Here is a 23,331-nt window from a genome sequence, read left to right as displayed (position 1 = left end):
TGGCCCCGGCGCGGGCAGGACCAGCACGGCATGCAGAAGCACCACACCGCGCGCGACCGTCGCCGCGCCCGAGACCAGCGCGACGAGCAGGATCGCGAACCCCGACCGCACCGCGAGGGCCATGCCCACAGGACTCGACGGCCGGTGCCGGAACGACGTGACCGCGAAGACGGTGAGCAGGACCACCAGGACGCCACCACCCACCGCGAGCGTCCTCGACACCGCCGTGTCGAAGGGCGTCTCCATGTCGAGGTTTGAGGGCACCCGGCGCCACGTCGGGAGGGTGATGCCGGTGACCTCCACCACACAGTCGGCGGCGAACACGACGAGCAGCACGGCACGCGGCCTCGGCGCGATCCGCAGATACGACGTGACCCACGTGACCGCCATCAGCGTCACCCCGAAGGAGAGCCCGAAGGTCACCGGTTTGCGCCGGGAGACGGGGCGGGGGAAGGCAGGCCGGGTTCGGGTCGGTGACGAGTTCGGGGCGGGGATAGGGAATCGGGGGGCCGGTGTCGGTGCGCGGTCGTAGTCTCGGAAGTGCCCGTGGTGAGCTTGACACAAAAATCGAACATCCATTCTTATGGGGGCTCCGGTGAGGCTCTCGGCGTGGATTTCCACAGGGATTTGATGGAGAAGTGCCCGAGTTATCCACAGGCCGGACCGGCGTCGGGGCGCATTGTCAGTGGCAGGCGTTAGCGTCTTTGACGTGAAGCGATCGACTCAAGCAAACCGGGTGGAACCCATGGCAGGTACCGACCGCGAGAAGGCACTCGACGCCGCCCTCGCGCAGATTGAACGGCAATTCGGCAAGGGCGCGGTCATGCGCATGGGCGAGCGGGCGAAGGAGCCCATCGAGGTCATCCCGACCGGGTCGACCGCGCTCGACGTCGCCCTCGGCGTCGGCGGGCTGCCGCGCGGCCGTGTCGTGGAGATCTACGGCCCGGAGTCCTCCGGTAAGACGACCCTGACCCTGCACGCGGTGGCGAACGCTCAGAAGGCCGGCGGACAGGTCGCCTTCGTGGACGCGGAGCACGCCCTCGACCCCGAGTACGCGAAGAAGCTCGGCGTCGACATCGACAACCTGATCCTGTCCCAGCCGGACAACGGCGAACAGGCGCTGGAGATCGTGGACATGCTGGTCCGCTCCGGCGCGCTCGACCTCATCGTCATCGACTCCGTCGCAGCGCTCGTCCCGCGCGCGGAGATCGAGGGCGAGATGGGCGACAGCCACGTGGGTCTGCAGGCCCGTCTGATGAGCCAGGCCCTGCGGAAGATCACCAGCGCGCTCAACCAGTCCAAGACCACGGCGATCTTCATCAACCAGCTCCGCGAGAAGATCGGCGTGATGTTCGGCTCGCCGGAGACCACGACCGGTGGCCGGGCGCTGAAGTTCTACGCCTCGGTGCGTATCGACATCCGCCGCATCGAGACCCTGAAGGACGGCACGGAGGCGGTGGGCAACCGCACCCGCTGCAAGGTCGTCAAGAACAAGGTCGCGCCGCCCTTCAAGCAGGCCGAGTTCGACATCCTCTACGGCCAGGGCATCAGCCGCGAGGGCGGCCTGATCGACATGGGTGTGGAGCACGGCTTCGTCCGCAAGGCCGGCGCCTGGTACACGTACGAGGGCGACCAGCTCGGCCAGGGCAAGGAGAACGCGCGCAACTTCCTGAAGGACAACCCCGACCTGGCCAACGAGATCGAGAAGAAGATCAAGGAGAAGCTGGGCGTGGGCGTGCGGCCTGAGGAGCCGGCGGCCGGGCCGGGCGCGGACGCCGCGGTCTCCGCCCCTGCGGACGACCCGGCCAAGGCGGCGCCGGCCCCGGCGGCCAAGACGGCCAAGACCAAGGCCGCGGCTGCCAAGAGCTGACCCGTGACACGGCGAACCGACTGGGCCGAGTACGCATACCCCGGCATCCCGCGGGAGCCGGATTCGGGGAGCGCGGACGAGGGGGGCTTTGCCGAGGCCGGGCACGGTGAGGTCCGGCTGGACGGTGGCTCGCGCGCCGAGGCCGGGCACGGTGACGACTGGCCGGACGGCGGCTCGCACGCCCGTGCGGGTGCGAGCGATGGCGGCCGGCCTCGTGGCGACCGCGGGGGGCGCGGCGAGGCCGGCTCACGACGGGGGCGTGGGCGGCGCCGGCGTGGCTTCGCAGAGCCGTCCGCCGAGGACGGGGACCCCTCCTCCTTGTCGAGGGCCGAGCAGGAGGAGTCCCCAGGGGACCCGGCTGAGCGGGCACGGGCGATCTGCCAGCGCCTGCTCACCGGGACCCCGCGGACGCGGAAGCAGCTCGCGGACGCCCTGCGCAAGCGGGAGATCCCGGACGACGTGGCCGAGGAGGTGCTGTCGCGGTTCGAGGAGGTCGGGCTGATCAACGACAGTGCCTTCGCGGACGCCTGGGTGGAGTCCCGGCATCACGGCCGGGGGCTGGCCCGGCGGGCGCTGGCGCAGGAGCTGCGGACCAAGGGGGTCGACTCCACGCTGATCGACGCGGCCGTCGCCCAGCTCGACACCGAGCAGGAGGAGGCGACCGCGCGCGAACTCGTCGCCCGCAAGCTGCACTCCACACGCGGCCTCGACCGCGACAAGCGGCTCCGGCGGCTGGCGGGGATGCTGGCGCGGAAGGGGTATCCCGAGGGGATGGCTTTGCGGGTGGTGCGGCGTGCGTTGGAGGAGGAGGGGGAGGATACGGAGTTTTTGGGGGAGGAGGGGTTCTGAGGGTGGCCTGGCAGGGGTGAAGTTCTCAGGCTCGGCGTCACCCACGCCCCGCCGCCTACGCCTCACGGGCTAGCGGCCACCGGAAGTCCCGCACCCCGCCAAGCCTGGAAACCACCCTCCAGGTCCGTCGCCCGGTGCAGCCCCAGCCGATGAAGGGACTCCACCGCGAGGCTGGAGGCGTATCCCTCGTTGCAGATCACCACAACGCGCAGGTCATGGCTCGTGGCCTCGGGAAGGCGGTGATTGCCGTGGGGGTCGAGGCGCCACTCCAGTTCGTTGCGCTCCACGATCAGCGCGCCGGGGATTACGCCGTCCCGCTCGCGCAGGGCCTCGTACCGGATGTCCACGAGGAGCGCCTCGCCGGACCGGGCGGCCTCGTAGGCCTCCCGCGGATCGATCCGCACGTACCCGTCGCGCACCCGTTCGAGCAACTCGTCGATACCCACCGGCATTCCACGCTCACCGCTCATCGCCGCTCCTCAAAGCCCCGCTGCCACCTACTCGCTCATCCACACCCCCACACCCCCACACCCCACCCTGCCTCACTGCCAGTCCTCCGGCCGCTCCACCTGCTCCAACCGCAGCACACTCCCCGCGCGGCTGTAACGCCGAATCCGCGGCAGCGGCGGGTAGTAGGCGTGCACGGAGATGGCGTGTCGGTCGGGGGACTCGTTGAGTACCTCGTGGACGTGGTGGCGGCCGAAGGAGCGTCCGCGGCCCGCCGGCAGGCGGCGTTCCCGATCGACGCCCTCCGTGAGTTCCAGGCTCTTCCAGCCGTCGGTGGGCAGCCGGGCGGCGAGGGAGTGCTCCTTGAGTTCGCCGCGGGCGGTGAGGAAGGCGCCCACCGAGTCGGCGTGGTCGTGCCAGCCGGTGCCCGTGCGGGGCGGCCAGCCGATGAGCCAGGCCTCGCTGCCGCCGGGACCTTCCAGCCGTACCCAGGTACGGCCTTCCGGGTCGAGCGGAAGTGAGTCGATCAACGCGGTGTCGGCGGCCGTACGCCGTACGAAGTCGAGAAGGTCGCCCTGCGTCGGGGCGGCCGTGGCAGATCCGGACACCGAAGGAGGCCCAGGCGTCCAAGGGGATCCGGAAGTGGAAGGAGATACAGACGCGGAGGCAGACAACGTGCACCGTCCTGATGAGCGTTCGCATGCGCGCGGCGAGGCGTCAGCGGCGCGCGCGGAAAAGGGGGAAAGGCGAGATCAGCAGGAGGGACGACACACGCAGCCCGCGTAGCGGACCAGGTCCATATGGACCCTCCGCCACAGGCGCACACAGGTGTCGGTCACGAGCCGGAGTACACCATGCCCGTCCGGACCGGTCAACTCACCGTCACTCTGCGGACGGAGACACAGAGTGACGGCGAGATCAGGCGCAACAGCGCTACGAGAGGTCAGCGGGAGCCCGCCGTGGCCTCGGCCGTGGCCTTCGCGGGGCCGCCCAGTGTCGCCTCCGCCGCCGTGTACAGGTCGGCCGGGCGGACGCCGTTGAGGGCGGTGACCAGGTGGCCGTCGGGCCGGACGAGGAGCACGGTGTGGGCGGACGCGCCCGGGTAGCGCTCGGCGACGAGCAGTTCGGCCGGATGGGGCAGCGCGGTGACCGCGGCCGCGAGCCGGGGCATGATTCCGGCGGTCACCCAGTGCTTGCGCTCCCACACGCCGGTGCCCGGTGCGATCAGCACGACGAGCAGCGCGTCGCGACCGAGCCGGTCGCGCAGTTGTACGAAGGAGCCGTCCTCCGCCGTGACCCGCACATCCGCCACCGGCGCACCCGGGAGCGTATCCACGGGGACCTCTGCCTCGACGCGCTGGGGCGCGAGGGGTGAGTCGGCGTATGTGCCCGGCGCGCCCAGCGGTCCGCGCCCCAGGTGGCCGTCGGTGAGCAGCGCGTCGTGGCCGCGGCCCGCGCCGGGCACGTAGGAGCGCAGGGTCCCGCCGCCGCGCAGCAGTGGCAGCACCTGGTCGGCGGCGCGCAGCCGGGCGGCGACGACGGCGCGGCGCTCCGCCTGGTAGCTGTTGAGGAGCGTCTCGCGCGGCCCGTGGTGCCAGGCCAGCGCCAGCTTCCAGGCGAGGTTGTCGGCGTCCTTGAGTCCCTCCTCCAGTCCCTGGGTGCCGAGCGCGCCGAGGAGGTGGGCCGCGTCACCGGCGAGGAAGACGCGGCCGACGCGCCAGCGGCGGGCCAGGCGGTGGTGGACGGTGTGAACGCCGGTGTCGAGGAGTTCGTACGGCGGTGTGGAGCCGCCGGTCCAGCCCGCGAGGGTCTCCCGGATGCGGGTCACCAGGAGTTCGGGCGTGACCAGGTCCTTGCCGGGCGGCAGCAGCCAGTCCAGCCGCCAGACGCCGTCGGGGAGCGGACGCGCGGTGATCTCTCCGGCCGCGGGGCCCGACGTCCGCCACGGCGGCATCCGGTGGAGCAACGCCCGGCCCGGCCACGGAAGTTCCGCACGCAGGGCGGCGACGGCGTATCGTTCCACCGCCGTGCGGCCGGGGAAGCGGATGTCCTGGAGTTTGCGCACGGTCGAGCGGGGGCCGTCGCAGCCGACCAGGTAACTGCCGCGCCACCAGGTGCCCTTGGGGCCTCGGGTGTGGGCGCTGACGCCGGAGGTCTCCTGCTCGATGCTGTCGAGCCGGCTGTCCGCCGCGATCTTGACGAGGGGGTCGCGGTCAATGGCTGCGCGCAGGGCGTTGGTGAGGACGTGCTGGGCGAGGTGCAGGGGCGGCTCCTCGGGGGCGGCGCCGGTGGTCACGGCGTACTCCGAGCGTGCCTCGCTGATGTGCCCAACGTCACCGAAGGTGCCGGAGTTCCCGAAGGCGTCGGATGCGTCGTCGAAGTGCCCGAACGTGATCTCCCGCACCACCTGCCTGCGCCGCATCGACCGCCATCCGGCCCAGCGGGTCCCGGCCTCGGCGAGCGGCACCCCGGTCAGCCGTTCCATCAGCGCGGCGGTGTCCTCGCGCAGGACGACGGTGCGGGCGAGCCGCGGTTCGTCCCCGCCCGGGCCCTCGTCCAGAACGACGGACGGCACTTCCTGACGTGCGAGCGCCAGGGCGAGCGTCAGCCCGACGGGCCCCGCTCCGACGATGATCACCGGATCCACGCGGCGCTCCCTGTCCGCAGCGGTGCCTTTGGAGACGTGAGTGAACAGGAGGTTGGAGCAGGGTGCACGATCACAGAACGTATGCAACCCATTGCCGGTGCTTGCGTCAAGTGACGAGGGGCAGTGGCGATCATGCCACTGCCCCTCGTGTCACTGAAGTGTCACCGAAGTGTCACTGAAGGCTGTTGACTCACCCTCAGATGGTGCCTCCGGCTCCGGTGCCGTACGTACCTCCGACTTCGGCGGCGTTGAGGTCGTCCACGTCATCCTTGCCGAGGACCGCGCCGGTGCTCTTCTTGCTGCGCCGGAGCCTGGCTTCCAGCCAGCTCGCGAACGAGGTGAGCGCGAAGTTGACCAGGATGAAGATGACGGCCACGACCGTGAAGCTGGCGATGGTGTTCGCGCCGTAGAAGGCGCTCATCGGGCGGACCGCCGCCATCAGGTCGGAGAAGTTGAGCAGCGCGCCGCCGAGCGCGGTGTCCTTCACGATGACCACCAGCTGGCTGACGATCGCGGGGAGCATCGCGGTGACCGACTGCGGCAGCAGCACGTACCGCATCGTCTGGCCCTTGCGCAGCCCGACGGCCATCGCGGCCTCCGACTGCCCCTTCGGCAGGGCCAGGATGCCGGCCCGCACGATCTCCGCCAGCACCGACGCGTTGTAGAGGACGAGGCCGGTGATGACCGCGTAGAGCGGGCGGTCGTCCGAGCTGATGTCCGTGAACTGGGCGTACGCCGCGTTGGCGAAGAGCATCAGGATCAGCACCGGGATCGCCCGGAAGAACTCCACCACGGCACCCGAGGGCCACCGGACCCACCAGTGGTCGGACAGCCGTGCGATGCCGAAGAACGCGCCCAGCGGCAGCGCGATGACCATGGCGAGGGCCGCCGCGATCAGGGTGTTTTCCAAGCCGGGCAGGATGTACGTGGTCCACACACGGGAATCCGTGAAGAAGGGCTCCCACTTGACCCAGTCGAGCTGGTTCTTCTCGTCGAGCTTCCGGTACAACCACCAGAGCGCGGCGGCGAGGACGACGACGAACGCGACCGAGAGGATGACATTGCGCCGCTTGGCCCTGGGGCCGGGGGCGTCGTAGAGGACCGAAGTCATCGCTTCACCGCCACCTTCTTGCCCACCCAGCCGAGGATCAGACCGGTCGGGAGGGTGAGGCAGACGAACCCGAACGCGAAGATGGCAGCGATGAGGATGACCTGGGCCTCGTTCTCGATCATCTCCTTCATGAGGAACGCAGCCTCGGCCACGCCGATGGCCGCGGCGACCGTGGTGTTCTTGGTCAGCGCGATCAGTACGTTGGCCAGCGGTCCGACCACCGAGCGGAACGCCTGCGGGAGCACGACCAGCGTGAGGACCTGCCGGAAGTTCAGCCCGATGGCGCGGGCGGCCTCGGCCTGCCCGACGGGCACCGTGTTGATGCCGGAGCGCAGCGCCTCGCACACGAAGGCGGAGGTGTAGGCGATCAGGCCGAGCACGGCGAGCCGGAAGTTGATGACCGTGAAGTCCTCGGAGCCGAGTTTGATGCCCAAGGTCTGGAAGAGGCCCAGTGACGTGAAGAGGATGATGATCGTCAACGGAATGTTCCGCACCACGTTCACATAGGCGGTGCCGAAGCCGCGCATGAGGGGTACGGGGCTGACGCGCATGGCGGCTAGCAGGGTTCCCCAGATCAGTGAGCCGATGGCCGAGTAGACGGTGAGCTGCACCGTCACCCAGAAGGCCCCCAGCACGTCGTAGTCTTCAAGAAAGTCGAACACTGTCTCCCGCGCTTCCGCGTTGGGGGAGGACGCGGTACGCCGCCCTCACGGGCGGCGTACCTGTGCGCCCCTGCTTCACTTGACGATGTTGCCGATCTCCGGCGCGGGCTCGTTCTTGTAGTTCGCGGGGCCGAAGTTGGCCTCCACGGCCTTGTCCCACGAACCGTCGGAGACCATCTTCTCCAGGGCGGCGTTGATCTTGTCCTTGAGGTCGCTGCCCTCCTGGACGCCGATGCCGTAGTTCTCGTTGCTCAGCTTGAGGCCGGCGAGCTTGAACTTGCCCTGGAACTGCTCCTGCGCGGCGTAGCCGGCGAGGATGGAGTCGTCGGTCGTCAGCGCGTCGACAGCCTTGTTCTCCAGGCCGGTCAGGCACTCCGAGTAGCCGCCGTACGTCTGCAGGTTGGCCTTCGGTGCGATGGAGTCCTTGACGTTCTGCGCCGAGGTCGAACCGGCCACCGAGCAGAGGTTCTTGTTGTTCAGATCCTCGGGCTTCTTGATCGAGTCGTCGTCGGCCCGGATCAGCACGTCCTGGTGGGCGAGGAGGTAGGGACCGGCGAAGTCGACCTTCTTGTCCCGCTCGTCGGTGATCGAGTACGAGGCGGCGATGAAGTCGACGTCGCCGCGCTCCAGCATCGTCTCGCGGTCGGCGCTCTTCGCCTCCTTCCACTCGATCTGGTCCTCGGTGTAGCCGAGTTCCTTGGCGACGTACGTAGCGACATCGACGTCGAAGCCCGCGAAATCGCCGTCCGCGGTCTGCTGGCCGATGCCCGGCTGGTCGAACTTGATGCCGATAGTGATCTTGTCGCCGCCACCGGAGCCCGAGCCCGAGCCCGAGTCGCCATCGCCACCACCACAAGCAGTTGCGGTCAGGGACAGGACAAGTGCGGTGGTCGCCGCGGCGGTGACCTTGCGGAGCTTCATCGTGAACATCCTTTGCGTGGTGAAGTGGAGGGCCGTCCGTGCGGGAAGCGCTGCTCGTCGCGAAAGCGACGAGCGACGGTCAGTGGTGGAGGATCTTCGACAGGAAGTCCTTGGCGCGGTCGCTGCGCGGGTTGCTGAAGAACTGGTCCGGCACGGCCTCTTCGACGATGCGGCCGTCTGCCATGAACACCACACGGTTCGCAGCCGACCGGGCGAAGCCCATCTCGTGCGTGACGACGATCATGGTCATACCGTCGCGGGCGAGCTGCTGCATGACCTCCAGCACCTCGTTGATCATCTCCGGGTCGAGGGCCGAGGTCGGCTCGTCGAAGAGCATCACCTTCGGGTCCATGGCCAGGGCGCGTGCGATCGCGACGCGCTGCTGCTGGCCGCCGGAGAGCTGCGCGGGGTACTTGTCCGCCTGCGAGGCCACGCCGACCCGGTCGAGCAGGGCCCGGGCCTTCGCCTCGGCCTGCTTCTTCTCCGTCCGGCGGACCTTGATCTGGCCCAGCATCACGTTCTCGAGCACGGTCTTGTGCGCGAACAGGTTGAACGACTGGAACACCATGCCGACATCGGCGCGCAGCCGGGCCAGCGCCTTGCCCTCCGCGGGCAGCGGCTTGCCGTCGATGGTGATCGAGCCGGAGTCGATCGTCTCCAGCCGGTTGATGGTGCGGCACAAGGTGGACTTTCCGGACCCGGAGGGCCCGATGACCACGACGACCTCGCCGCGGGCGATCGTCAGATCGACGTCCTGGAGAACGTGCAACGCGCCGAAGTGCTTGTTGACGCTCTTCAGGACGACCAGTTCGCCGGTCGCGGCCACATCTTCCTTGGCCACCGATACTTCGGTCATCGCTCTCAGGCTCCGTCCTCCTCGGTTTCGGAGGACAGTAGCTACCCTACGCGACCTGCGTCATTACATCTGAGGCGAATTTGAGTATCACGATCCGATAGCAGCTGGACACGGCTGGTAGCTCGGATGACCGGCCCGCGTATCGGCCGGATAACGGAAGGGCCGCGCAACCGGAACCCTCTTGACGCCGTCGTCATCCATCAGCGTGACTGCCTTGGTGCACGCGCGCGCGTGCATGCGTTTTGTACCCGCCGAGACCGTACTGCCGATGAACCGAAGGGGGCCGGGATGAGACTGCTGCTCGTCGAGGACGACAACCACGTCGCCGCCGCTCTGTCCGCGGTCCTGGCACGGCACGGTTTCGACGTCACGCACGCGCGCAGCGGCGAGGAGGCTCTCCAGGCGCTCGTCCCGGAGGGTGCCGGCTTCGGTGTCGTCCTGCTCGACCTCGGCCTGCCCGACCAGGACGGCTACGAGGTGTGCGGCAAGATCCGCAAGCGCACCAGCATCCCGGTGATCATGGTCACCGCGCGCTCCGACGTCCGCTCCCGTATACACGGCCTCAACCTCGGCGCCGACGACTACGTCGTGAAGCCGTACGACACCGGGGAACTGCTCGCCCGGATCCACGCCGTCAGTCGGCGCACCGTCCACGAGGATCCCGCCTCCGGCGGCGAGACCGCGCTGCTCCTGGGCCCCGTACGCATCGAACTGCCCACCCGCCAGGTCACCGTGGACGGTTTGGTTGTCCAACTGACCCGCAAGGAGTTCGACCTGCTGGCCCTGCTCGCGCAGCGTCCCGGAGTCGTGTTCCGGCGGGAGCAGATCATCAGTGAGGTGTGGCGCACCAGCTGGGAGGGGACCGGACGCACCCTGGAGGTGCATGTCGCGTCCCTGCGCGCCAAGCTGCGCATGCCCGCCCTGATCGAGACCGTGCGCGGCGTCGGCTACCGGCTCGTCGCCCCGGCCGCGTAGCGGGGCAGGGTGCGCACACGTCTCCTGCCGCTGCTGATCGTCCTGATGGCGGCCGTACTGCTGGCGCTCGGCATCCCGCTCGCCGTCAGCGTGGCCGCGGCCCAGCAGCAGAAGGTGGTCGTCGACCGGATCGACGACACCGCCTTCTTCGCGGCCCTCGCCCAGTTCGTCAACGCCCCGCCCGAACCTCCGGGAAGGCGCCTGGAGACGCTGAGCCGCGAACTCGACAGCTACTACGACGTCTACGGCATCCGCGTCGGCGTCTTCTACGCCGATGGCACCTCCATGTCTCATGCGCCGGCGGAGTGGTTCCTCCCCCAGGAGGGCGAGGTGCGCGACGCCTTCGACGAGGCGCTGCTCAGCCGTCGCAGCGACGACCCCGAGCAGGTGTGGCCCTGGCAGGACAAACAGCTCGTCGTGGCCTCGCCGGTCATACGGGACGGCGATGTCGTCGCAGCCGTGGTGACCGACTCGCCCACCGGGCAGATGCGTTCGCGGATCCTGTACGGCTGGCTGGTCATCGCCGCCGGCGAGACGGCCGCCATGCTGCTGGCCGTCGGCGCCGCGCTGCGCCTGACCGGCTGGGTGCTCAGACCCGTACGCGTCCTGGACGCCACCACGCACGAGATCGCCACCGGACGTCTGAAGTCCCGGGTCGCGGTGGCGAGCGGGCCGCCAGAACTGCGCCGGCTCGCCCGATCGTTCAACGAAATGGTGGACCACGTCGAGGACGTACTGGAACAGCAGCGCGCCTTCGTCGCCGACGCCTCGCACCAGTTGCGCAACCCGCTCGCCGCGCTGTTGCTGCGCATCGAGCTGCTCGCCCTCGAACTGCCCGAGGGCAACAAGGAGATCGCCTCCGTCCAGACCGAGGGCAAGCGCCTGGCGCGGGTCCTCGACGACCTGCTCGACCTGGCGCTCGCCGAGCACGCCGAGGCCGACCTCCAACTCGCCGACATCGGCGCGCTGACCGCCGAGCGGGTCGCCGCCTGGGCGCCGACCGCCGAGGCCAAGGGCGTACGGCTGGTGGGGAAGTGCCCGGCGACCACGGCCTGGGCCGACCCGGTGACCCTGTCCAGCGCGCTGGACGCGGTGATCGACAACGCGCTGAAGTTCACGCCCGAGGGCGAGTGCGTCGAGGTCACCGTCGCCTCCAACGGCGGCACCTCGACCATTGCGGTCGTCGACCGCGGGCCCGGCCTGACCGACGAGGAGCTCACGCGCGTGGGCGACCGCTTCTGGCGCAGCGGACGGCACCAGAACGTCAAGGGTTCCGGGCTCGGGCTGTCCATCACGCGCGCGTTGCTCGCGGCGGCCGGTGGTTCGATCGCCTACGAGCATCATGCACCGCACGGGCTGAAGGTGACCTTGACCGTGCCCCGGAACGGCCCTACGGCTTGACCAAGCGGTAGTAGCGCCGGGCGCCCTCATGCAGGGGCAGCGGGTCGGTGTAGATCGCCGTGCGCAGATCGACCAGCTGGGCGGAGTGGACGTGCGCGCCGATGCCGTCGCGGCTCTTGAGCACCGTGCGGGTCACCCACTCGGTGAGCTCGGGATCCATGTCCTTGCGGGTGATCAGTACGTTGGACACCGCCATCGTGGGCACCGTGGCGCCGCCCCGGGCCCCGTACGCCGACTCGGGCATGTTGGTCGCGCGGTAGTAGTGGGTGCCCGGACCCTGGCGGTGCAGCTCGGCGACGAAGTCGTCGTCGATCGGCACGAACTTGAACTTGAACTTCCCGGCCAGCTGCAGCAGGCCGTCCGTGGGCAGCCCGCCGGACCAGAAGAAGGCCTCGATCTCGCCCCGCCTGAGCCGGGCCGGTCCGGTGTCGATGCCGTCGGACAGCGGCGTGATGTCCTGCTGCGCGTCGATCCCGGCCGCCTTCAGCACCCGGGTGGCGATCAGCCGCACGCCCGAGTGCGGCAGCCCTATGGCGACCCGCCTGCCGCGCAGGTCCGCGACCGAGTCGATGTCCGAGTCGTGCGGGACGACGAGGTGCACATAGTCGTCGTACAGCCGTGCGACCCCGCGCAGCCGGTCCGCGCCGGGGCCCTCGTTCTGCTCGTACGTCTCCACCGCGTCCGCCGCGGCGATGGTGAAGTCGGCCTCGCCGGTCGCCACGCGCGCGACGTTCTCCTGCGAGCCGTCACTGGTCAGCAGCCGCACCTTGAGGTTCGGCATGTCCTTGGCCAGTTCCTGACGCAGCAGGGTGCCGTACTCCTGGTAGACACCACGCGGCGTGCCGGTGCTGAACGTGATCGTCCCGCTCGGCGGCTCCTCGCCCAGCGGCAGCAGCCACCACAGCAGCAGGCCGAGGGCGACGACGCCGGCGGCCGCGCCCTGCAGGGCCCGGCGGGCGCCGATCCGGGGGAACGCTCTGGACATGCGCGCGATCCTGCCAGCCCGTACGGCTGGTGACCAGGGCGGGAATCACAGGGGACTGTCAGTGGGGGCCGTTAGTGTTCTGCGTATGAGTTCCTCGCCCGCCGACCTGGTCCGTGAATTCCACCTCGCCTTCGGCCTCGACGCCCGCAGCACTCCGACTCAGGTGTCGTCGGAGCTGGCCGCGCACCGCGGTGAGCTGCTGGCCGAGGAGGCCGCGGAGGTCGCCGAGGTGTCGGTGCCCGGCCCCCTCGACAAGCTGGCGCACGAGCTGGCCGACGTCGTCTACGTGGCGTACGGCACGGCTCTGGTGCACGGCATCGACCTGGACGCGGTCATAGCCGAGATCCACCGCTCCAACATGACCAAGCTGGGCCCCGACGGCCAGGTCATGCGCCGCGCCGACGGCAAGGTCCTCAAGGGCGAGCACTACGAGGCACCGGACGTGTCGGCGGTGCTGCGCCGGCAGGGGTGGCGGCCGGATGGGGGGTGAGGCGGTCGTACGGCGGGCGGGGCGTGCGGCGCGCGTGCGGCGGTCGTACGGGGGGCGGGGACGTGCTGCGCGTGTGCGGCGGTCTACGACGGTAGCCCGCGCGGTGCGCATGAGGCGGTCGCACGGCGGGCAGGGCGCTGTCGCGGATCGTACGGCGGGCTGGGCGCAGCACGGCGGCCCGGCTCGCGTCCTCCCGTGTGAGCCGAACCGCCGGACCTGCCGCCGCTACGCCATGTCGCTGCCCGCGAGCTTCCACTCCCGGTGCAGGGCGCCCAGCGGGATGCTGTGCTGGAACGCCGGTGTGCCGAAGATCGACAGCTGGATGCGCAGGGTGCCCGTGAGATCGACGCCGCCGTACAGGCTCCAGACGGCGGGTGTGCCGGCCGTGGCCGTGGCCTCGCCGCGGAGGTACGGCGCCAGGTCGGCGGCGACACCCACGGTGCCGTAGAGACCGATGGACGCCTCGGCGCCGAGGGTCGCCTGCACGTTCCCGGCGGTGGTCAGGGACGTGCGGACCGGCGTGCTCGTCATCTCCGACTCGCTGACCGGCGTCCACCCCCGGGCGAGGCCGAAGGTGCCGCCCGCCTTGAAGTCGCCCTTGAGGCTCTGCTCGACGTCGACGGTGATCCGGCCGTCGCCGCTGAGCTGGAGATAGCAGGTCAGGTCGAGGTTCACCACGACGGGGACGGGGCCGACCTGGAGCACCGGGTCGGCGTGCAGCTTGGCGAACGGGATGCGCAGCGGGGTGTCGGAGAGGGCCGCGCGGCCGTGCAGGGCCCAGCCCGAGGTCCAGTCGCCGGACACGCCGAGGTACGCGGAGGCCGGGGTGGCGCCGGTGCCCTGGCCGCCGTACCGGAAGTCGACCTGCGGGGCGATCTGGACGTGACCGGAGACGGACGCCGCGGCCGACGCCGGTGAACCCTCGACGGCGGGCAGTTCGGCCCGTACGTCGAGGCGGAGGCCGCCGAGCGGGACCGTGGCACCCTCGGGGCCGACGTGGACGTCACCGGCCTTGGACCAGGAGACGTCGACGTCGGGGAGGAGCTTGTCGATGTCGAAGGCGGCGGGGTCGACCGGGACGGAGCCGCGGGCGGTGTCGTCGCCGAGCAGGGTGTTGAGCGTGGCGGGCTCGGTCTGCACCTCGGTGCCCTCGTCGGTCTCGCCGATGACCTTGGTGACCTTGGCGAGAAGTCCGTCCGGGGCGCCGGGCGCGGGGGCGCTGGCGATCACGTCACCGACGGCGGGGTCGGGGGACGGGGACGCGGACGGTCCGGAACTCGCCTTCTCAGGGGCGGATATGACGGCGCGTCGGGTCCGGCTGTCGTAGGAGTCGACGGTGAGGTCTGTCTTACGGGCCTCCGCCTGCTCGCCGGGTGCGTCCGGGCCGGCGGTGGCGGTCGGGGCGTCGGCGGGGGCGGCCGCCACGGCGAGCGGCTCGCCCTCCCCGGCGGGCTCGGCCTGGTCGGCACGGGCCTGGCGGGTCTGCTCGACGGCCGCGCGGCTGTCGCCTTGCGGCGGCGAGGAGCAGCCCCCCGCGAGCAGGAGGGCGGCTGTGGATAAGGCGGGCAGGAGGGCACGCGTGTGCCGCTTGCGTCTGCGCAAGGTGAGTCCTGGGGGTGGTGGGGGGTGACATGAGAGGATCCGGCGGGGAGATTTCCTACCCGCCGGTAACCGAGCATGAGCATGCCATGACCGCCCCGCCGGAACTCCACATTCTGGCTGTCTCTCCGAGTGACGTGGGCCACTGAGCCGGGTCTGCGGCGCTGCGGTGGACCACCCTCGGTGGCGCCCCCACCCGACAGACGACTCAGTCCCCCACCGGCGCCTCCGTCTTGACGTCCTCCTCCCTGACGTCCTCCTCCCGGCGAACCGGCCCGGACGCACCCTTCGAGCGGCCCAGCCAGCGCATCGCGAGCGGCTCGGTGTAGCGGGCCGTCATGGGGCCGAGGATGACCAGGATCAGGACGTACGCGGTGGCCAGGGGGCCCAGGGACGGTTCGATGCCGGCCGTCACCGCCAGGCCCGCGATCACGATCGAGAACTCGCCGCGGGCCACCAGCGCGCCGCCCGTGCGCCAGCGGCCCTTGACGGAGATTCCGGCGCGCCGGGCCGCCCAGTAGCCGGTGGCGATCTTGGTGAGGGCGGTGACGACGGCCAGGGCGAGGGCGGGCAGCAGGACCGGCGGGATGCTCGCCGGGTCGGTGTGCAGGCCGAAGAAGACGAAGAAGACCGCGGCGAACAGGTCGCGCAACGGGCTCAGCAGAGTGTGCGCGCCCTCCGCGACCTCCCCGGACAGCGCGATGCCGACCAGGAACGCGCCCACCGCCGCCGACACCTGCAACTGCTGGGCGATGCCCGCGACCAGGATCGTCAGCCCGAGGACGACCAGCAGCAGCTTCTCCGGGTCGTCGCTGGAGACGAACCGCGAGATGACCCGGCCGTAGCGCACCGCCGCGAACAGGACCAGCCCCGCCACGCCCAGCGCGATCGCCAGCGTCATGCTCCCCGCCGCCAGACTGACCCCGGCGACCAGCGCCGTGATGATCGGCAGGTACATGGCCATCGCCAGGTCCTCCAGGACCAGGACGCTGAGGATCACCGGCGTCTCGCGGTTGCCGATCCGGCCCAGTTCGCCGAGCACCTTGGCGATGACACCCGAGGACGAGATCCAGGTGACGCCCGCCAGGACCACGGCGGCCACCGGGCCCCAGCCCAGCAGCAGCGCGGCCGCCGCCCCCGGCAGGGCGTTGAGCGCGAAGTCGACCAGGCCCGCCGGGTAGTGGGCCTTGAGGTTGGTGACGAGGTCGCTGGCCGTGTACTCCAGGCCGAGCATCAGTAGCAGCAGAATGACGCCGATCTCGGCGCCGATGGCCACGAACTCCTCGCTCGCCCCGAGCGGCAGCAGACCGCCCTCGCCGAAGGCCAGCCCGGCGAGCAAATACAGAGGGATGGGGGAGAAGCCCAGTCGGCCCGCCACCCGGCCCAGCAGGCCGAGGCCGAGCAGGATCGAACCGAACTCGATCAACAGGACCGCGGAGTGCACCGGCTCACTCCCGCCCGAGTATCGCCGCGGCGGCGTCGACGCCCTCGCGGGTGCCGATGACGATCAGCGTGTCACCGCCCGCGAGCCGGAAGTCCGGCGCCGGGGACGGGATCGCTTCGGCCCGCCGCAGCACCGCCACGACGGACGCGCCGGTCTCGGTGCGCATCCGGGTGTCGCCGAGGACGCGGCCGTTCCAGCGCGAGGTCCCGCCGACCTCGATCCGCTCGGCCACCAGACCGAGGTCCGTCGTGGACAGCAGGTTGTTGCTGTGGTGCGACGGCTGCAGCGCGTCGATCAGCACACCGGCCTCCGGGGCGGTCAGGTGCAGCGAGTGGGCGCAGGCGTCCGGGTCGTCGGCCCGGTAGACGTTGACCGTCCGAGTGCCGTCGCGATGCGCCACTACGGACAGATGGCGGTGTTCCCGGGTGACCAGGTCGTACTGGACCCCGATGCCCGGTAGCGGCGTCGCCCTCAGGCGTGGAGCAGACACGTTTCTCCTCTTGCTGATCGTCCTGCTGATTGCTCTGCTGCTGGCTGTTCTGCCGGTTGTTCTGCCGGCTGTTCTGCTGATTGTTATGTTGCTGGATCGTTCTGCCGGTCGTCCCGGCGGCCCGTGGCCCCGCCATGCTGCCATCCGCCCATACGTTGGCGACATGGGTGTCATGACCGAGGGACGCCACAGGCGGAGGAGATCGGGCCCCCGAGGAGCTGCGGGAGGAGGTCGGGCAGGCGCAGGACGCCAACCGGGCGGGGCTCGACGAGATCGAGGCGAGGCAGGGTTCAGTCTGCGTGGCGGCCGCTCCGGCGGGCGGCGCGTGCCCTGGCCCTGTTGCCGCAGGCGATCGAGCACCATGCCTGGTCCTGTCTGCGGGCGAGGAAGAACATGCCGCAGCTGGGTGCGGGGCAGCACCGCAGCCTCGCCTGTTCCGGCCCGGCGGCCAGTACGAGGGCCTGCCGCGCCACCACCGCGGCGACCGGACCGCCGGCTTCCCGTTCCGTGAGCCGGCCGGCACCGTCGACGTGAAAGGTCACCGGCGCGCGTGCGGCGAGGGCGTTGAGGCGAGTGCGTGCCGGTCCGGGCAGCGGAGCCTGCCGTGCCGCCGCGTCCAGTGCGCCCCGCACCGGATCACGCAGATCCGTCAGCTGCCCCAGGGGCAGGTCCGCGAGTTCACGGTCGGCGGCTTTGGCCCGCCAGGACGCCAGCAGCTCCGGATCGGCCAGCAGGTCGATGTCGCCGCCCGCGGTTCCCGCGCCGAGCAGGACGGTGTTGGCCAGGTCCAGTACCGGCAGTTCTCCGATCCACGGCATCGCGCGCAGGCTTTTGAGGGTCATGGCCTCAATCTACCGGGATCACGGATTCGGGCAGTCGAATCCGTGATAGCTTCCCATCACGGTTTTCCCGTAGTGAATCCGTGACGCGCTTTCCGTCTTGAGAGACTTGAGAGGAACGTCCCCATGAGTGCCACCATCGAATACGTCCGCTTCGACACCACCGATGCCGAGAAGCTGACCGCGCAGCGCGACCGACTGGTCTCCCTCCTGCGTGAGCGCTACGCGACGGACTTCCTCGGGGCTCATCTCGCCCGGTTCGAGGACGGCTCCCTGCTCGACTTTCTGCTCTGGGCCTCGCCGGAGGCCGCCGAGCGCGCGGCGCGGGAGATGCCCGGCGATCCCGCCGCCGCCGGGTTCTTCAGCCTGATCGGCGAGGTCCACGAGATGCGGCATGCCCAGGTGCTGCACAGCGTCCAGCCGTAGCCGAAGGAGCCATGGCCGCGCCCCGGCCGAAACGGGCGGCGCGGCCATGGCCGGAACCCGACGAGGAGGGGCAGCCGTGCCCACGGCCGACGAACTGATCAACGCACGCACCACACACCAGCTGGCCTCCGTCATGGCGGAAGCGGGTGGCGGGCCGGCGTCCGCGATCCGCGACTGCGGAACCTCACTGGAGGGACTGGCCTTCAGCCGGCGCGTCACCGCCGTCAAGGAGGCCGTCCTCGCCGACCTGCCGGACGACTATCCTGCCTTCGCCGCCGTCATCCGTGCGGCGCTGCTGCAATCCGGCTTCACCGGGTGGATGACCTTCCCTGTCAACGCTGCGGTCGCTGAACGCGCCCTGACAGGTGGTGTCTTCGAACCGGCGCTCGACCTGCTCGCCGAGCTCACTCCGCGGCTCACCGCGGAGATGGCCGTGCGCCCCTTTCTCGAGGGCGATCTCCCTCGGGCCCTGCAACCGGTCCTGACGTGGACCGGCCACCCCGACCCTCACGTGCGTCGGCTGGCGAGCGAAGGCACGCGGCCTCGTCTGCCCTGGGCACCGCGTCTTGCCGCACTTGTCACCGACCCCGCCCCCGCCCTCCCCGTGCTGGACGCGCTGTACCGGGACTCATCCGAGTACGTCCGGCGATCGGTGGCCAACCATCTCAACGACATCAGCCGTGACCACCCGCGCACGGCCGTCGCCGTCGCCGCCCGCTGGCTCGCCGAGCCCGCCTCCACGACACCGTCCCTGGTCCGCCATGGTCTGCGTACGCTCGTCAAGGCCGGTCAGCCCGACGCCCTGACGCTTCTCGGCTACGATCCCGAGGCGTCCGTCCGGGTCGCCGGTCCTGACGTCCGGACACCCGAAGTGCACATCGGTGAGCACCTGGTGTTCGGCTACGAGGTGACCAACACCGGCCCCCGCACGGTCCGTGTCGTCGTCGACTACGTCGTCCACCACCGCAAGGCGAACGGCGGCCTCACCCCCAAGGTCTTCAAACTGATCACCCGGGACCTCGCCCCGGGAGAGAGCTGGTCGGGGGTCCGCCGTCACCCCCTCCAGCTGCTCAGCACACGCCGCTACCATCCAGGCGTCCACCGGGTGCACCTCCAGATCAACGGGCAGCCTCACGGGTTGGGGGACTTCATCCTCCGCGCAGGGTGAAGCCTCGGAGTGTCAGTCCGGGCCTCCTTTCGTCAGGGAGAGTGACCGGCCTCCTTCCGTCAGGAGAGTGTGTCCGTCCCGGTGCTGCGCCTGCCGGCGACGCCGGAGCGGAACAGGGCGGCCACGTGGGTGGCGTACTGGTCGTAGAAGGCGCGGACGGCCGCGGCGGCTTCCTGGTCGTGTGCGGCCAAGGCCCAGACCTCGGTGAACAGCCGTACGAGAGCGGGGTCGTCGTTGTCGGAGAGGACGCCGTCGAGGAGGGCGGAGCCACCGGACGACGTGAGGACGCGTTCGGCCGCGTCCAGCAGAGCCGTGCGCCGCTCCCTGCCCTTGGGCGTCGGCCCGGTGCTCATGCGGCGACCCCGTCCCGGGCGGGTGCTGCTCGGGGAACACCAGGCCACGAGGGGCGGGGAAGCCGTCGGCGCCGAGGACGCGGTGCAGTCCCAGCACCGCTCCGACCGCGGTCAGGTGGTGCCGTCCGCGGGGATCGGTGACGGTCGCGGAGCGGGTGCGCCCTCGCCGGGGGAGTGGAGGAGGGCCCAGCGCAGCGGGGCCCAGCGTTCCCCGGCGGCCCAGCGGAAGAACCCACTGCGCAGCGCGAGGAGTGCGAGGGTCGTGGCTGCCGAGCTGAACCCGATGATGTCGACGTAGGGCACACCCGCGGACACCGCGGCGCCCACACTCGGTCATCCGGGTCGTTGACCGAGCTGATGACGGCCCGTACGTCCGCGCGGAAGGGCGCCGGGGGAACGCCGGTGAGCAGCACCGGAGCGTCCACGGCGACCATCCGGCGATCTCGGCTCCCACGGTGCCGTATCCGCCGGTGGCGCAGGCCCGGTGCGCACCTCACCTTGCGGCATACGGGCCGGCTCCGCAGATGCACGCACGTCGCGTCAGCCGCTGTTGCCAGATGCCGATGAAGGGGGTTCCCGCGACCGCCTACCCTTGAGCCATGACCAGCAGCAGCGACCGGAGCCCGGCAGTGGACGTTCGATCATCCAGGACCTACGAAGTTCGCACCTACGGGTGCCAGATGAACGTCCACGACTCCGAGCGATTGGCCGGGCTGCTGGAGGACGCGGGGTACGTACGCGCACCGGAGGGCTCCGACGGCGAGGCGGACGTCGTCGTCTTCAACACCTGCGCGGTACGTGAGAACGCCGACAACCGGCTGTACGGCAACCTCGGCCACCTCGCGCCGAAGAAGGCCAGGCGGCCCGGCATGCAGATCGCGGTCGGCGGCTGCCTCGCGCAGAAGGACCGCGACACCATCGTGAAGAAGGCGCCCTGGGTGGACGTCGTCTTCGGCACGCACAACATCGGGAAGCTGCCCGTCCTGCTGGAACGCGCGCGCGTGCAGGAGGAGGCGCAGGTCGAGATCGCCGAGTCACTGGAGGCGTTCCCGTCGACGCTGCCGACGCGGCGCGAGAGCGCGTACGCGGCCTGGGTGTCGATCTCCGTGGGCTGCAACAACACCTGCACCTTCTGCATCGTCCCGGCCCTGCGCGGCAAGGAGAAGGACCGCCGCCCCGGCGACATCCTCGCCGAGATCGAGGCCCTGGTCGCCGAGGGCGTCTCCGAGATCACGCTGCTCGGTCAGAACGTCAACGCGTACGGCTCCGACATCGGCGACCGTGAGGCGTTCAGCAAGCTGCTGCGGGCCTGCGGGAGGATCGAGGGCCTGGAGCGCGTCCGCTTCACCTCGCCGCACCCGCGCGACTTCACCGACGACGTCATCGCCGCCATGGCCGAGACGCCGAACGTGATGCCGCAGCTGCACATGCCGCTCCAGTCCGGCTCGGACGCGGTCCTGAAGGCGATGCGCCGCTCCTACCGCCAGGAGCGCTACCTGGGGATCATCGAGAAGGTCCGCGCCGCCATCCCGCACGCGGCGATCACCACCGACATCATCGTGGGCTTCCCGGGCGAGACCGAGGAGGACTTCGAGCAGACCCTGCACGTGGTGCGCGAGGCGCGGTTCGCGCAGGCGTTCACGTTCCAGTACTCCAAGCGGCCCGGCACCCCGGCCGCCGAGATGGACCACCAGATCCCCAAGGAGGTCGTCCAGGCGCGCTACGAGCGTCTCGTCGCTCTCCAGGAGGAGATCTCCTGGGACGAGAACAAGAAGCAGGTCGGCCGCACCCTGGAGCTGATGGTCGCCGAGGGCGAGGGCCGCAAGGACGGCGCCACCCACCGTCTCTCCGGCCGCGCCCCCGACAACCGCCTGGTCCACTTCACCAAGCCGGAGCAGGAGGTACGCCCCGGCGACGTGGTCACGGTCGAGGTGACGTACGCCGCCCCGCACCACCTCCTCGCCGAGGGCACCGTCCTCGGCGTGCGCCGCACGCGCGCGGGCGACGCCTGGGAGAAGCGCAACGCCGTCGAGGCGGCCAAGCCGGCGGGCGTGCTGCTCGGCCTGCCCAAGGTGGGCGTCCCGGAGCCGTTGCCGGTGGCTTCGGGCAGCGGATGCGGCTGCGACTGAGGTCGGGGCGCTGACCGAAGGGCCTGCGGGGTTACGCTGCCGATCATGCTTGTCGCCGCCGCAGTCTGCCCCTGTCCGCCGCTGCTCGTGCCCGCGGTCGCCGCGGGTGCCGCGCCCGAGCTGGACGCCGCCCGTGCCGCGTGCACGGACGCGCTGGGAGTGCTCGCCGCCGCCCGGCCGGACCGACTGATCGTCGTCGGGCCCACGCGGCAGGGCGAGGTCGAGACCTACCCGGAGGGCACGCACGGCTCGTTCCGCGGCTTCGGCGTCGATGTCGACGTACGGCTGGGCCGGGAGAAGGCGGCCGACGCGGACGTACGGTGGGCCCTGCCGCCGTCGCTCGCCGTCGCCGCGTGGCTGCTGGACCGCACCGGGTGGTCGGATGCCCCGATCGAGGGACTCGCCGTGGGGGAACTTCTCGCGCCCGAGCGGTGTATTCGGATCGGCAGGGACCTCGCCGCCGAGGCCGAGCGGGTGGCGCTGCTGGTGATGGGCGACGCCAGCGCCTGCCGCTCGCTGAAGGCGCCGGGCTATCTCGACGAGCGGGCGGAGCCGTTCGACGCGGCGGTCGGGCGTGCGCTGGGGTCGGCGGACCTCGCGGCTCTGGAGGCACTCGATGTGGAGCCGGCGCGCCGGCTGATGGTGTCGGGGCGCGCGCCCTGGCAGGTGCTCGCAGGGGCGGCCGCGGGCGCCGGGCTCGGCGGTGCGCTGCTGTACGAGGACGCGCCGTACGGAGTGGGGTACGTGGTGGCGTCCTGGTCGTAAGGGCGGCGTCCCGGTCCGTAAGAGTGGCGTCCTGGTCGTAAGGGCGGGGCGGGGCGGCGGGGCAGGGTGCGAGGGGCTGCCGGGAACGGCGGACGGCCGGGAGCGCTGTGCTCCGCGGCCGTCCGTCGTGCCGTATGCCCTGGTCTGCGCTTGCCGTCGGCTCCGTGTCGGCTCGGCCCTCGGCTCTCTCTGCTCTGCCGTCGGCTCTCAGCTCCCGGCTGTTCAGGAGGCCGGCGGCGGGCCGCTCGGCGGCGTGGTGGTGCCGCCTCCCGTGTCCCTTTCGTCCTTGTGCGCGAGCCGGTCCATGGCGCCCTTGGCCTTGTCGGTGCCCGAATGGATCTTGTCGCTGTACTTGCCCTTGGTCCGCTCGTCGACCACCTTCGCGGCCTTGTCGATGCCGTGCTGGATCTTGTCCTCGTGCCGCTGCGCGAGGTCGGAGACCTTGCCCTTGGCCGGGGCGAGCTTGCCCTTCAGATTGTTGAAAAGACCCATGGTTCACCTTCCCTCGCGGGGCTGCTACGTCCGGGCGCTTTCATCGGCCTCACTGTCGGCGGCCTTGCCGGGGGACTGCTGCTGGGGGATCTCGACGGCCTCGGGGGCGCCGTCGTCGTCGCCCTCCTTCGCCGCGGCCGGCTCCGTCCCGGCCCCGGCGTCGGTCTCGCCGGATTCCTTCGCCTCCGCAGTCCCGTCCGCCTCGGACGCGGCCGACGGCTGGTCGGCCTGAGCCTCGGCGGTCGACGCCTCCTCCTTCTTGGTCTTCGACCTGCGGAGAAGTCGCGCAAAAACGCCCATATCAACTCCATACGTTACTCGTGCGGGCGAAATCCCGCGTCGGCTTGCGGTCCCCTTCCCGGGTGAAGCCAAGGAGCTCGGGGGAGCGTCCGTTTGCATCACCCGGGTCGCC

Annotated in this window: 26 protein-coding genes and 1 pseudogene; 9 read left to right on the top strand and 18 right to left on the bottom strand. The window is 70.7% G+C overall.

What is annotated here, in order from left to right:
• Positions 1 to 36 precede the first annotated feature (36 nt).
• Positions 37 to 495, bottom strand: a pseudogene (locus tag HJD23_RS10140) (hypothetical protein); the annotation flags it as partial.
• A 250-nt stretch (positions 496 to 745) separates the two neighbouring features.
• Here HJD23_RS10140 and recA point away from each other — a divergent pair.
• Positions 746 to 1,870: a recombinase RecA gene (gene recA / locus HJD23_RS10135; protein WP_171112903.1), complete on the top strand. Its 1,125-nt coding sequence runs from the start codon at positions 746 to 748 to the stop codon at positions 1,868 to 1,870.
• A gap of 3 nt (positions 1,871 to 1,873) precedes the next feature.
• Positions 1,874 to 2,719, top strand: coding sequence for a recombination regulator RecX (gene recX / locus HJD23_RS10130; RefSeq protein ID WP_171112905.1), 846 nt, complete (start codon positions 1,874 to 1,876; stop codon positions 2,717 to 2,719).
• A gap of 62 nt (positions 2,720 to 2,781) precedes the next feature.
• Here recX and HJD23_RS10125 read toward each other — a convergent pair whose 3' ends face one another.
• From HJD23_RS10125 to HJD23_RS10095, 8 genes are all read right to left on the bottom strand, one after another.
• Positions 2,782 to 3,189, bottom strand: a complete 408-nt coding sequence (locus HJD23_RS10125; RefSeq protein ID WP_171112907.1) for a rhodanese-like domain-containing protein — start codon at positions 3,187 to 3,189, stop codon at positions 2,782 to 2,784.
• Positions 3,190 to 3,261: 72 nt separating this feature from the next.
• Complete coding sequence (locus HJD23_RS10120; RefSeq protein WP_171112908.1) at positions 3,262 to 3,774, bottom strand: cysteine dioxygenase; 513 nt, start codon at positions 3,772 to 3,774, stop codon at positions 3,262 to 3,264.
• Positions 3,775 to 3,918: 144 nt separating this feature from the next.
• Complete coding sequence (locus tag HJD23_RS44975; protein ID WP_309544753.1) at positions 3,919 to 3,990, bottom strand: putative leader peptide; 72 nt, start codon at positions 3,988 to 3,990, stop codon at positions 3,919 to 3,921.
• A gap of 119 nt (positions 3,991 to 4,109) precedes the next feature.
• Positions 4,110 to 5,813, bottom strand: coding sequence for an FAD-dependent monooxygenase (locus HJD23_RS10115; protein WP_171112910.1), 1,704 nt, complete (start codon positions 5,811 to 5,813; stop codon positions 4,110 to 4,112).
• Between the two features lie 196 nt (positions 5,814 to 6,009).
• Positions 6,010 to 6,924 carry an amino acid ABC transporter permease gene (locus HJD23_RS10110; protein ID WP_171112912.1) on the bottom strand — a complete coding sequence of 305 codons (915 nt, stop codon included), beginning with the start codon at positions 6,922 to 6,924 and terminating at the stop codon, positions 6,010 to 6,012.
• The gene (locus tag HJD23_RS10105) at positions 6,921 to 7,586 is read right to left on the bottom strand and encodes an amino acid ABC transporter permease (protein WP_141313984.1); all 666 of its coding nucleotides are present in this window, start codon (positions 7,584 to 7,586) and stop codon (positions 6,921 to 6,923) included. The genes HJD23_RS10110 and HJD23_RS10105 overlap by 4 nt, the downstream gene beginning before the upstream one ends.
• Before the next feature lie 75 nt (positions 7,587 to 7,661).
• Positions 7,662 to 8,507 (bottom strand): glutamate ABC transporter substrate-binding protein, encoded by an 846-nt coding sequence (locus tag HJD23_RS10100; protein WP_171112913.1) that lies wholly within the window; start codon positions 8,505 to 8,507, stop codon positions 7,662 to 7,664.
• 79 nt (positions 8,508 to 8,586) lie between these two features.
• Positions 8,587 to 9,363, bottom strand: a complete 777-nt coding sequence (locus HJD23_RS10095) for an amino acid ABC transporter ATP-binding protein (protein WP_171112915.1) — start codon at positions 9,361 to 9,363, stop codon at positions 8,587 to 8,589.
• 288 nt (positions 9,364 to 9,651) lie between these two features.
• On the opposite strand from HJD23_RS10095, the gene HJD23_RS10090 reads away from it, so the two are divergent.
• Both HJD23_RS10090 and HJD23_RS10085 read left to right on the top strand, forming a co-directional pair.
• Entirely contained in the window at positions 9,652 to 10,338 is a 687-nt protein-coding gene (locus HJD23_RS10090; RefSeq protein ID WP_171112917.1) for a response regulator transcription factor, read from the top strand.
• Positions 10,339 to 10,347: 9 nt separating this feature from the next.
• Positions 10,348 to 11,739, top strand: a complete 1,392-nt coding sequence (locus HJD23_RS10085) for an ATP-binding protein (protein ID WP_171112918.1) — start codon at positions 10,348 to 10,350, stop codon at positions 11,737 to 11,739.
• Here the strand turns inward: HJD23_RS10085 and HJD23_RS10080 are convergent.
• A complete protein-coding gene (locus tag HJD23_RS10080) occupies positions 11,729 to 12,724 on the bottom strand; it encodes a TAXI family TRAP transporter solute-binding subunit (protein WP_171112920.1) in 996 nt (331 codons plus the stop codon). The genes HJD23_RS10085 and HJD23_RS10080 overlap by 11 nt on opposite strands.
• A gap of 85 nt (positions 12,725 to 12,809) precedes the next feature.
• Between HJD23_RS10080 and HJD23_RS10075 the strand changes: the two genes are divergently transcribed.
• On the top strand, positions 12,810 to 13,214 hold the full coding sequence (locus HJD23_RS10075; RefSeq protein ID WP_171112921.1) for a MazG nucleotide pyrophosphohydrolase domain-containing protein: 405 nt from the start codon (positions 12,810 to 12,812) through the stop codon (positions 13,212 to 13,214).
• 225 nt (positions 13,215 to 13,439) lie between these two features.
• Here HJD23_RS10075 and HJD23_RS10070 read toward each other — a convergent pair whose 3' ends face one another.
• The 4 genes from HJD23_RS10070 to HJD23_RS10055 form a co-directional block, all read right to left on the bottom strand.
• Entirely contained in the window at positions 13,440 to 14,816 is a 1,377-nt protein-coding gene (locus HJD23_RS10070; protein ID WP_171112923.1) for a hypothetical protein, read from the bottom strand.
• A 205-nt stretch (positions 14,817 to 15,021) separates the two neighbouring features.
• Positions 15,022 to 16,257 (bottom strand): cation:proton antiporter, encoded by a 1,236-nt coding sequence (locus HJD23_RS10065; protein WP_240980679.1) that lies wholly within the window; start codon positions 16,255 to 16,257, stop codon positions 15,022 to 15,024.
• A gap of 4 nt (positions 16,258 to 16,261) precedes the next feature.
• Positions 16,262 to 16,747 carry a cation:proton antiporter regulatory subunit gene (locus tag HJD23_RS10060; RefSeq protein ID WP_171112924.1) on the bottom strand — a complete coding sequence of 162 codons (486 nt, stop codon included), beginning with the start codon at positions 16,745 to 16,747 and terminating at the stop codon, positions 16,262 to 16,264.
• Between the two features lie 290 nt (positions 16,748 to 17,037).
• Entirely contained in the window at positions 17,038 to 17,589 is a 552-nt protein-coding gene (locus HJD23_RS10055; RefSeq protein WP_171112926.1) for an ABATE domain-containing protein, read from the bottom strand.
• Positions 17,590 to 17,712: 123 nt separating this feature from the next.
• Here HJD23_RS10055 and HJD23_RS10050 point away from each other — a divergent pair, with 123 nt between their 5' ends.
• On the top strand, positions 17,713 to 18,012 hold the full coding sequence (locus HJD23_RS10050) for a hypothetical protein (RefSeq protein WP_171112928.1): 300 nt from the start codon (positions 17,713 to 17,715) through the stop codon (positions 18,010 to 18,012).
• A gap of 76 nt (positions 18,013 to 18,088) precedes the next feature.
• Positions 18,089 to 19,180 (top strand): DNA alkylation repair protein, encoded by a 1,092-nt coding sequence (locus HJD23_RS10045; protein ID WP_171112930.1) that lies wholly within the window; start codon positions 18,089 to 18,091, stop codon positions 19,178 to 19,180.
• A 59-nt stretch (positions 19,181 to 19,239) separates the two neighbouring features.
• Here the strand turns inward: HJD23_RS10045 and HJD23_RS10040 are convergent, their stop codons facing one another.
• Positions 19,240 to 19,533 (bottom strand): TetR family transcriptional regulator C-terminal domain-containing protein, encoded by a 294-nt coding sequence (locus tag HJD23_RS10040; protein ID WP_171112933.1) that lies wholly within the window; start codon positions 19,531 to 19,533, stop codon positions 19,240 to 19,242.
• 111 nt (positions 19,534 to 19,644) lie between these two features.
• Positions 19,645 to 19,848, bottom strand: a complete 204-nt coding sequence (locus HJD23_RS43680) for a hypothetical protein (RefSeq protein ID WP_240980678.1) — start codon at positions 19,846 to 19,848, stop codon at positions 19,645 to 19,647.
• Positions 19,849 to 20,132: 284 nt separating this feature from the next.
• Between HJD23_RS43680 and miaB the strand changes: the two genes are divergently transcribed.
• Entirely contained in the window at positions 20,133 to 21,662 is a 1,530-nt protein-coding gene (gene miaB / locus HJD23_RS10030) for a tRNA (N6-isopentenyl adenosine(37)-C2)-methylthiotransferase MiaB (RefSeq protein WP_171112935.1), read from the top strand.
• A 45-nt stretch (positions 21,663 to 21,707) separates the two neighbouring features.
• Entirely contained in the window at positions 21,708 to 22,427 is a 720-nt protein-coding gene (locus tag HJD23_RS10025) for a class III extradiol dioxygenase subunit B-like domain-containing protein (protein WP_171112937.1), read from the top strand.
• 222 nt (positions 22,428 to 22,649) lie between these two features.
• Here the strand turns inward: HJD23_RS10025 and HJD23_RS10020 are convergent, their stop codons facing one another.
• On the bottom strand, positions 22,650 to 22,919 hold the full coding sequence (locus tag HJD23_RS10020; protein ID WP_171112939.1) for an antitoxin: 270 nt from the start codon (positions 22,917 to 22,919) through the stop codon (positions 22,650 to 22,652).
• A gap of 24 nt (positions 22,920 to 22,943) precedes the next feature.
• Positions 22,944 to 23,219 (bottom strand): hypothetical protein, encoded by a 276-nt coding sequence (locus tag HJD23_RS10015; protein WP_171112941.1) that lies wholly within the window; start codon positions 23,217 to 23,219, stop codon positions 22,944 to 22,946.
• Positions 23,220 to 23,331: the final 112 nt, after the last annotated feature.

The sequence above is a fragment of the Streptomyces sp. Z423-1 genome (genome assembly GCF_013009255.1).
Taxonomy (GTDB): domain Bacteria; phylum Actinomycetota; class Actinomycetes; order Streptomycetales; family Streptomycetaceae; genus Streptomyces; species Streptomyces gossypiisoli.
This window is presented reverse-complemented; position numbering and strand designations above follow the sequence as displayed.

What these genes read in the sequence shown, in the direction of transcription:
- recA (WP_171112903.1), top strand. Translation starts at nt 746, where the DNA reads ATGGCAGGTACCGACCGCGAGAAGGCACTCGACGCCGCCCTCGCGCAG.
- HJD23_RS10125 (WP_171112907.1), bottom strand. Translation starts at nt 3,189, where the DNA reads ATGAGCGGTGAGCGTGGAATGCCGGTGGGTATCGACGAGTTGCTCGAA.
- HJD23_RS10110 (WP_171112912.1), bottom strand. Translation starts at nt 6,924, where the DNA reads ATGACTTCGGTCCTCTACGACGCCCCCGGCCCCAGGGCCAAGCGGCGC.
- HJD23_RS10100 (WP_171112913.1), bottom strand. Translation starts at nt 8,507, where the DNA reads ATGAAGCTCCGCAAGGTCACCGCCGCGGCGACCACCGCACTTGTCCTG.
- HJD23_RS10095 (WP_171112915.1), bottom strand. Translation starts at nt 9,363, where the DNA reads ATGACCGAAGTATCGGTGGCCAAGGAAGATGTGGCCGCGACCGGCGAA.
- HJD23_RS10090 (WP_171112917.1), top strand. Translation starts at nt 9,652, where the DNA reads ATGAGACTGCTGCTCGTCGAGGACGACAACCACGTCGCCGCCGCTCTG.
- HJD23_RS10080 (WP_171112920.1), bottom strand. Translation starts at nt 12,724, where the DNA reads ATGTCCAGAGCGTTCCCCCGGATCGGCGCCCGCCGGGCCCTGCAGGGC.
- HJD23_RS10075 (WP_171112921.1), top strand. Translation starts at nt 12,810, where the DNA reads ATGAGTTCCTCGCCCGCCGACCTGGTCCGTGAATTCCACCTCGCCTTC.
- HJD23_RS10055 (WP_171112926.1), bottom strand. Translation starts at nt 17,589, where the DNA reads ATGACCCTCAAAAGCCTGCGCGCGATGCCGTGGATCGGAGAACTGCCG.
- HJD23_RS10050 (WP_171112928.1), top strand. Translation starts at nt 17,713, where the DNA reads ATGAGTGCCACCATCGAATACGTCCGCTTCGACACCACCGATGCCGAG.
- HJD23_RS10040 (WP_171112933.1), bottom strand. Translation starts at nt 19,533, where the DNA reads ATGAGCACCGGGCCGACGCCCAAGGGCAGGGAGCGGCGCACGGCTCTG.
- miaB (WP_171112935.1), top strand. Translation starts at nt 20,133, where the DNA reads ATGACCAGCAGCAGCGACCGGAGCCCGGCAGTGGACGTTCGATCATCC.
- HJD23_RS10025 (WP_171112937.1), top strand. Translation starts at nt 21,708, where the DNA reads ATGCTTGTCGCCGCCGCAGTCTGCCCCTGTCCGCCGCTGCTCGTGCCC.
- HJD23_RS10020 (WP_171112939.1), bottom strand. Translation starts at nt 22,919, where the DNA reads ATGGGTCTTTTCAACAATCTGAAGGGCAAGCTCGCCCCGGCCAAGGGC.
- HJD23_RS10015 (WP_171112941.1), bottom strand. Translation starts at nt 23,219, where the DNA reads ATGGGCGTTTTTGCGCGACTTCTCCGCAGGTCGAAGACCAAGAAGGAG.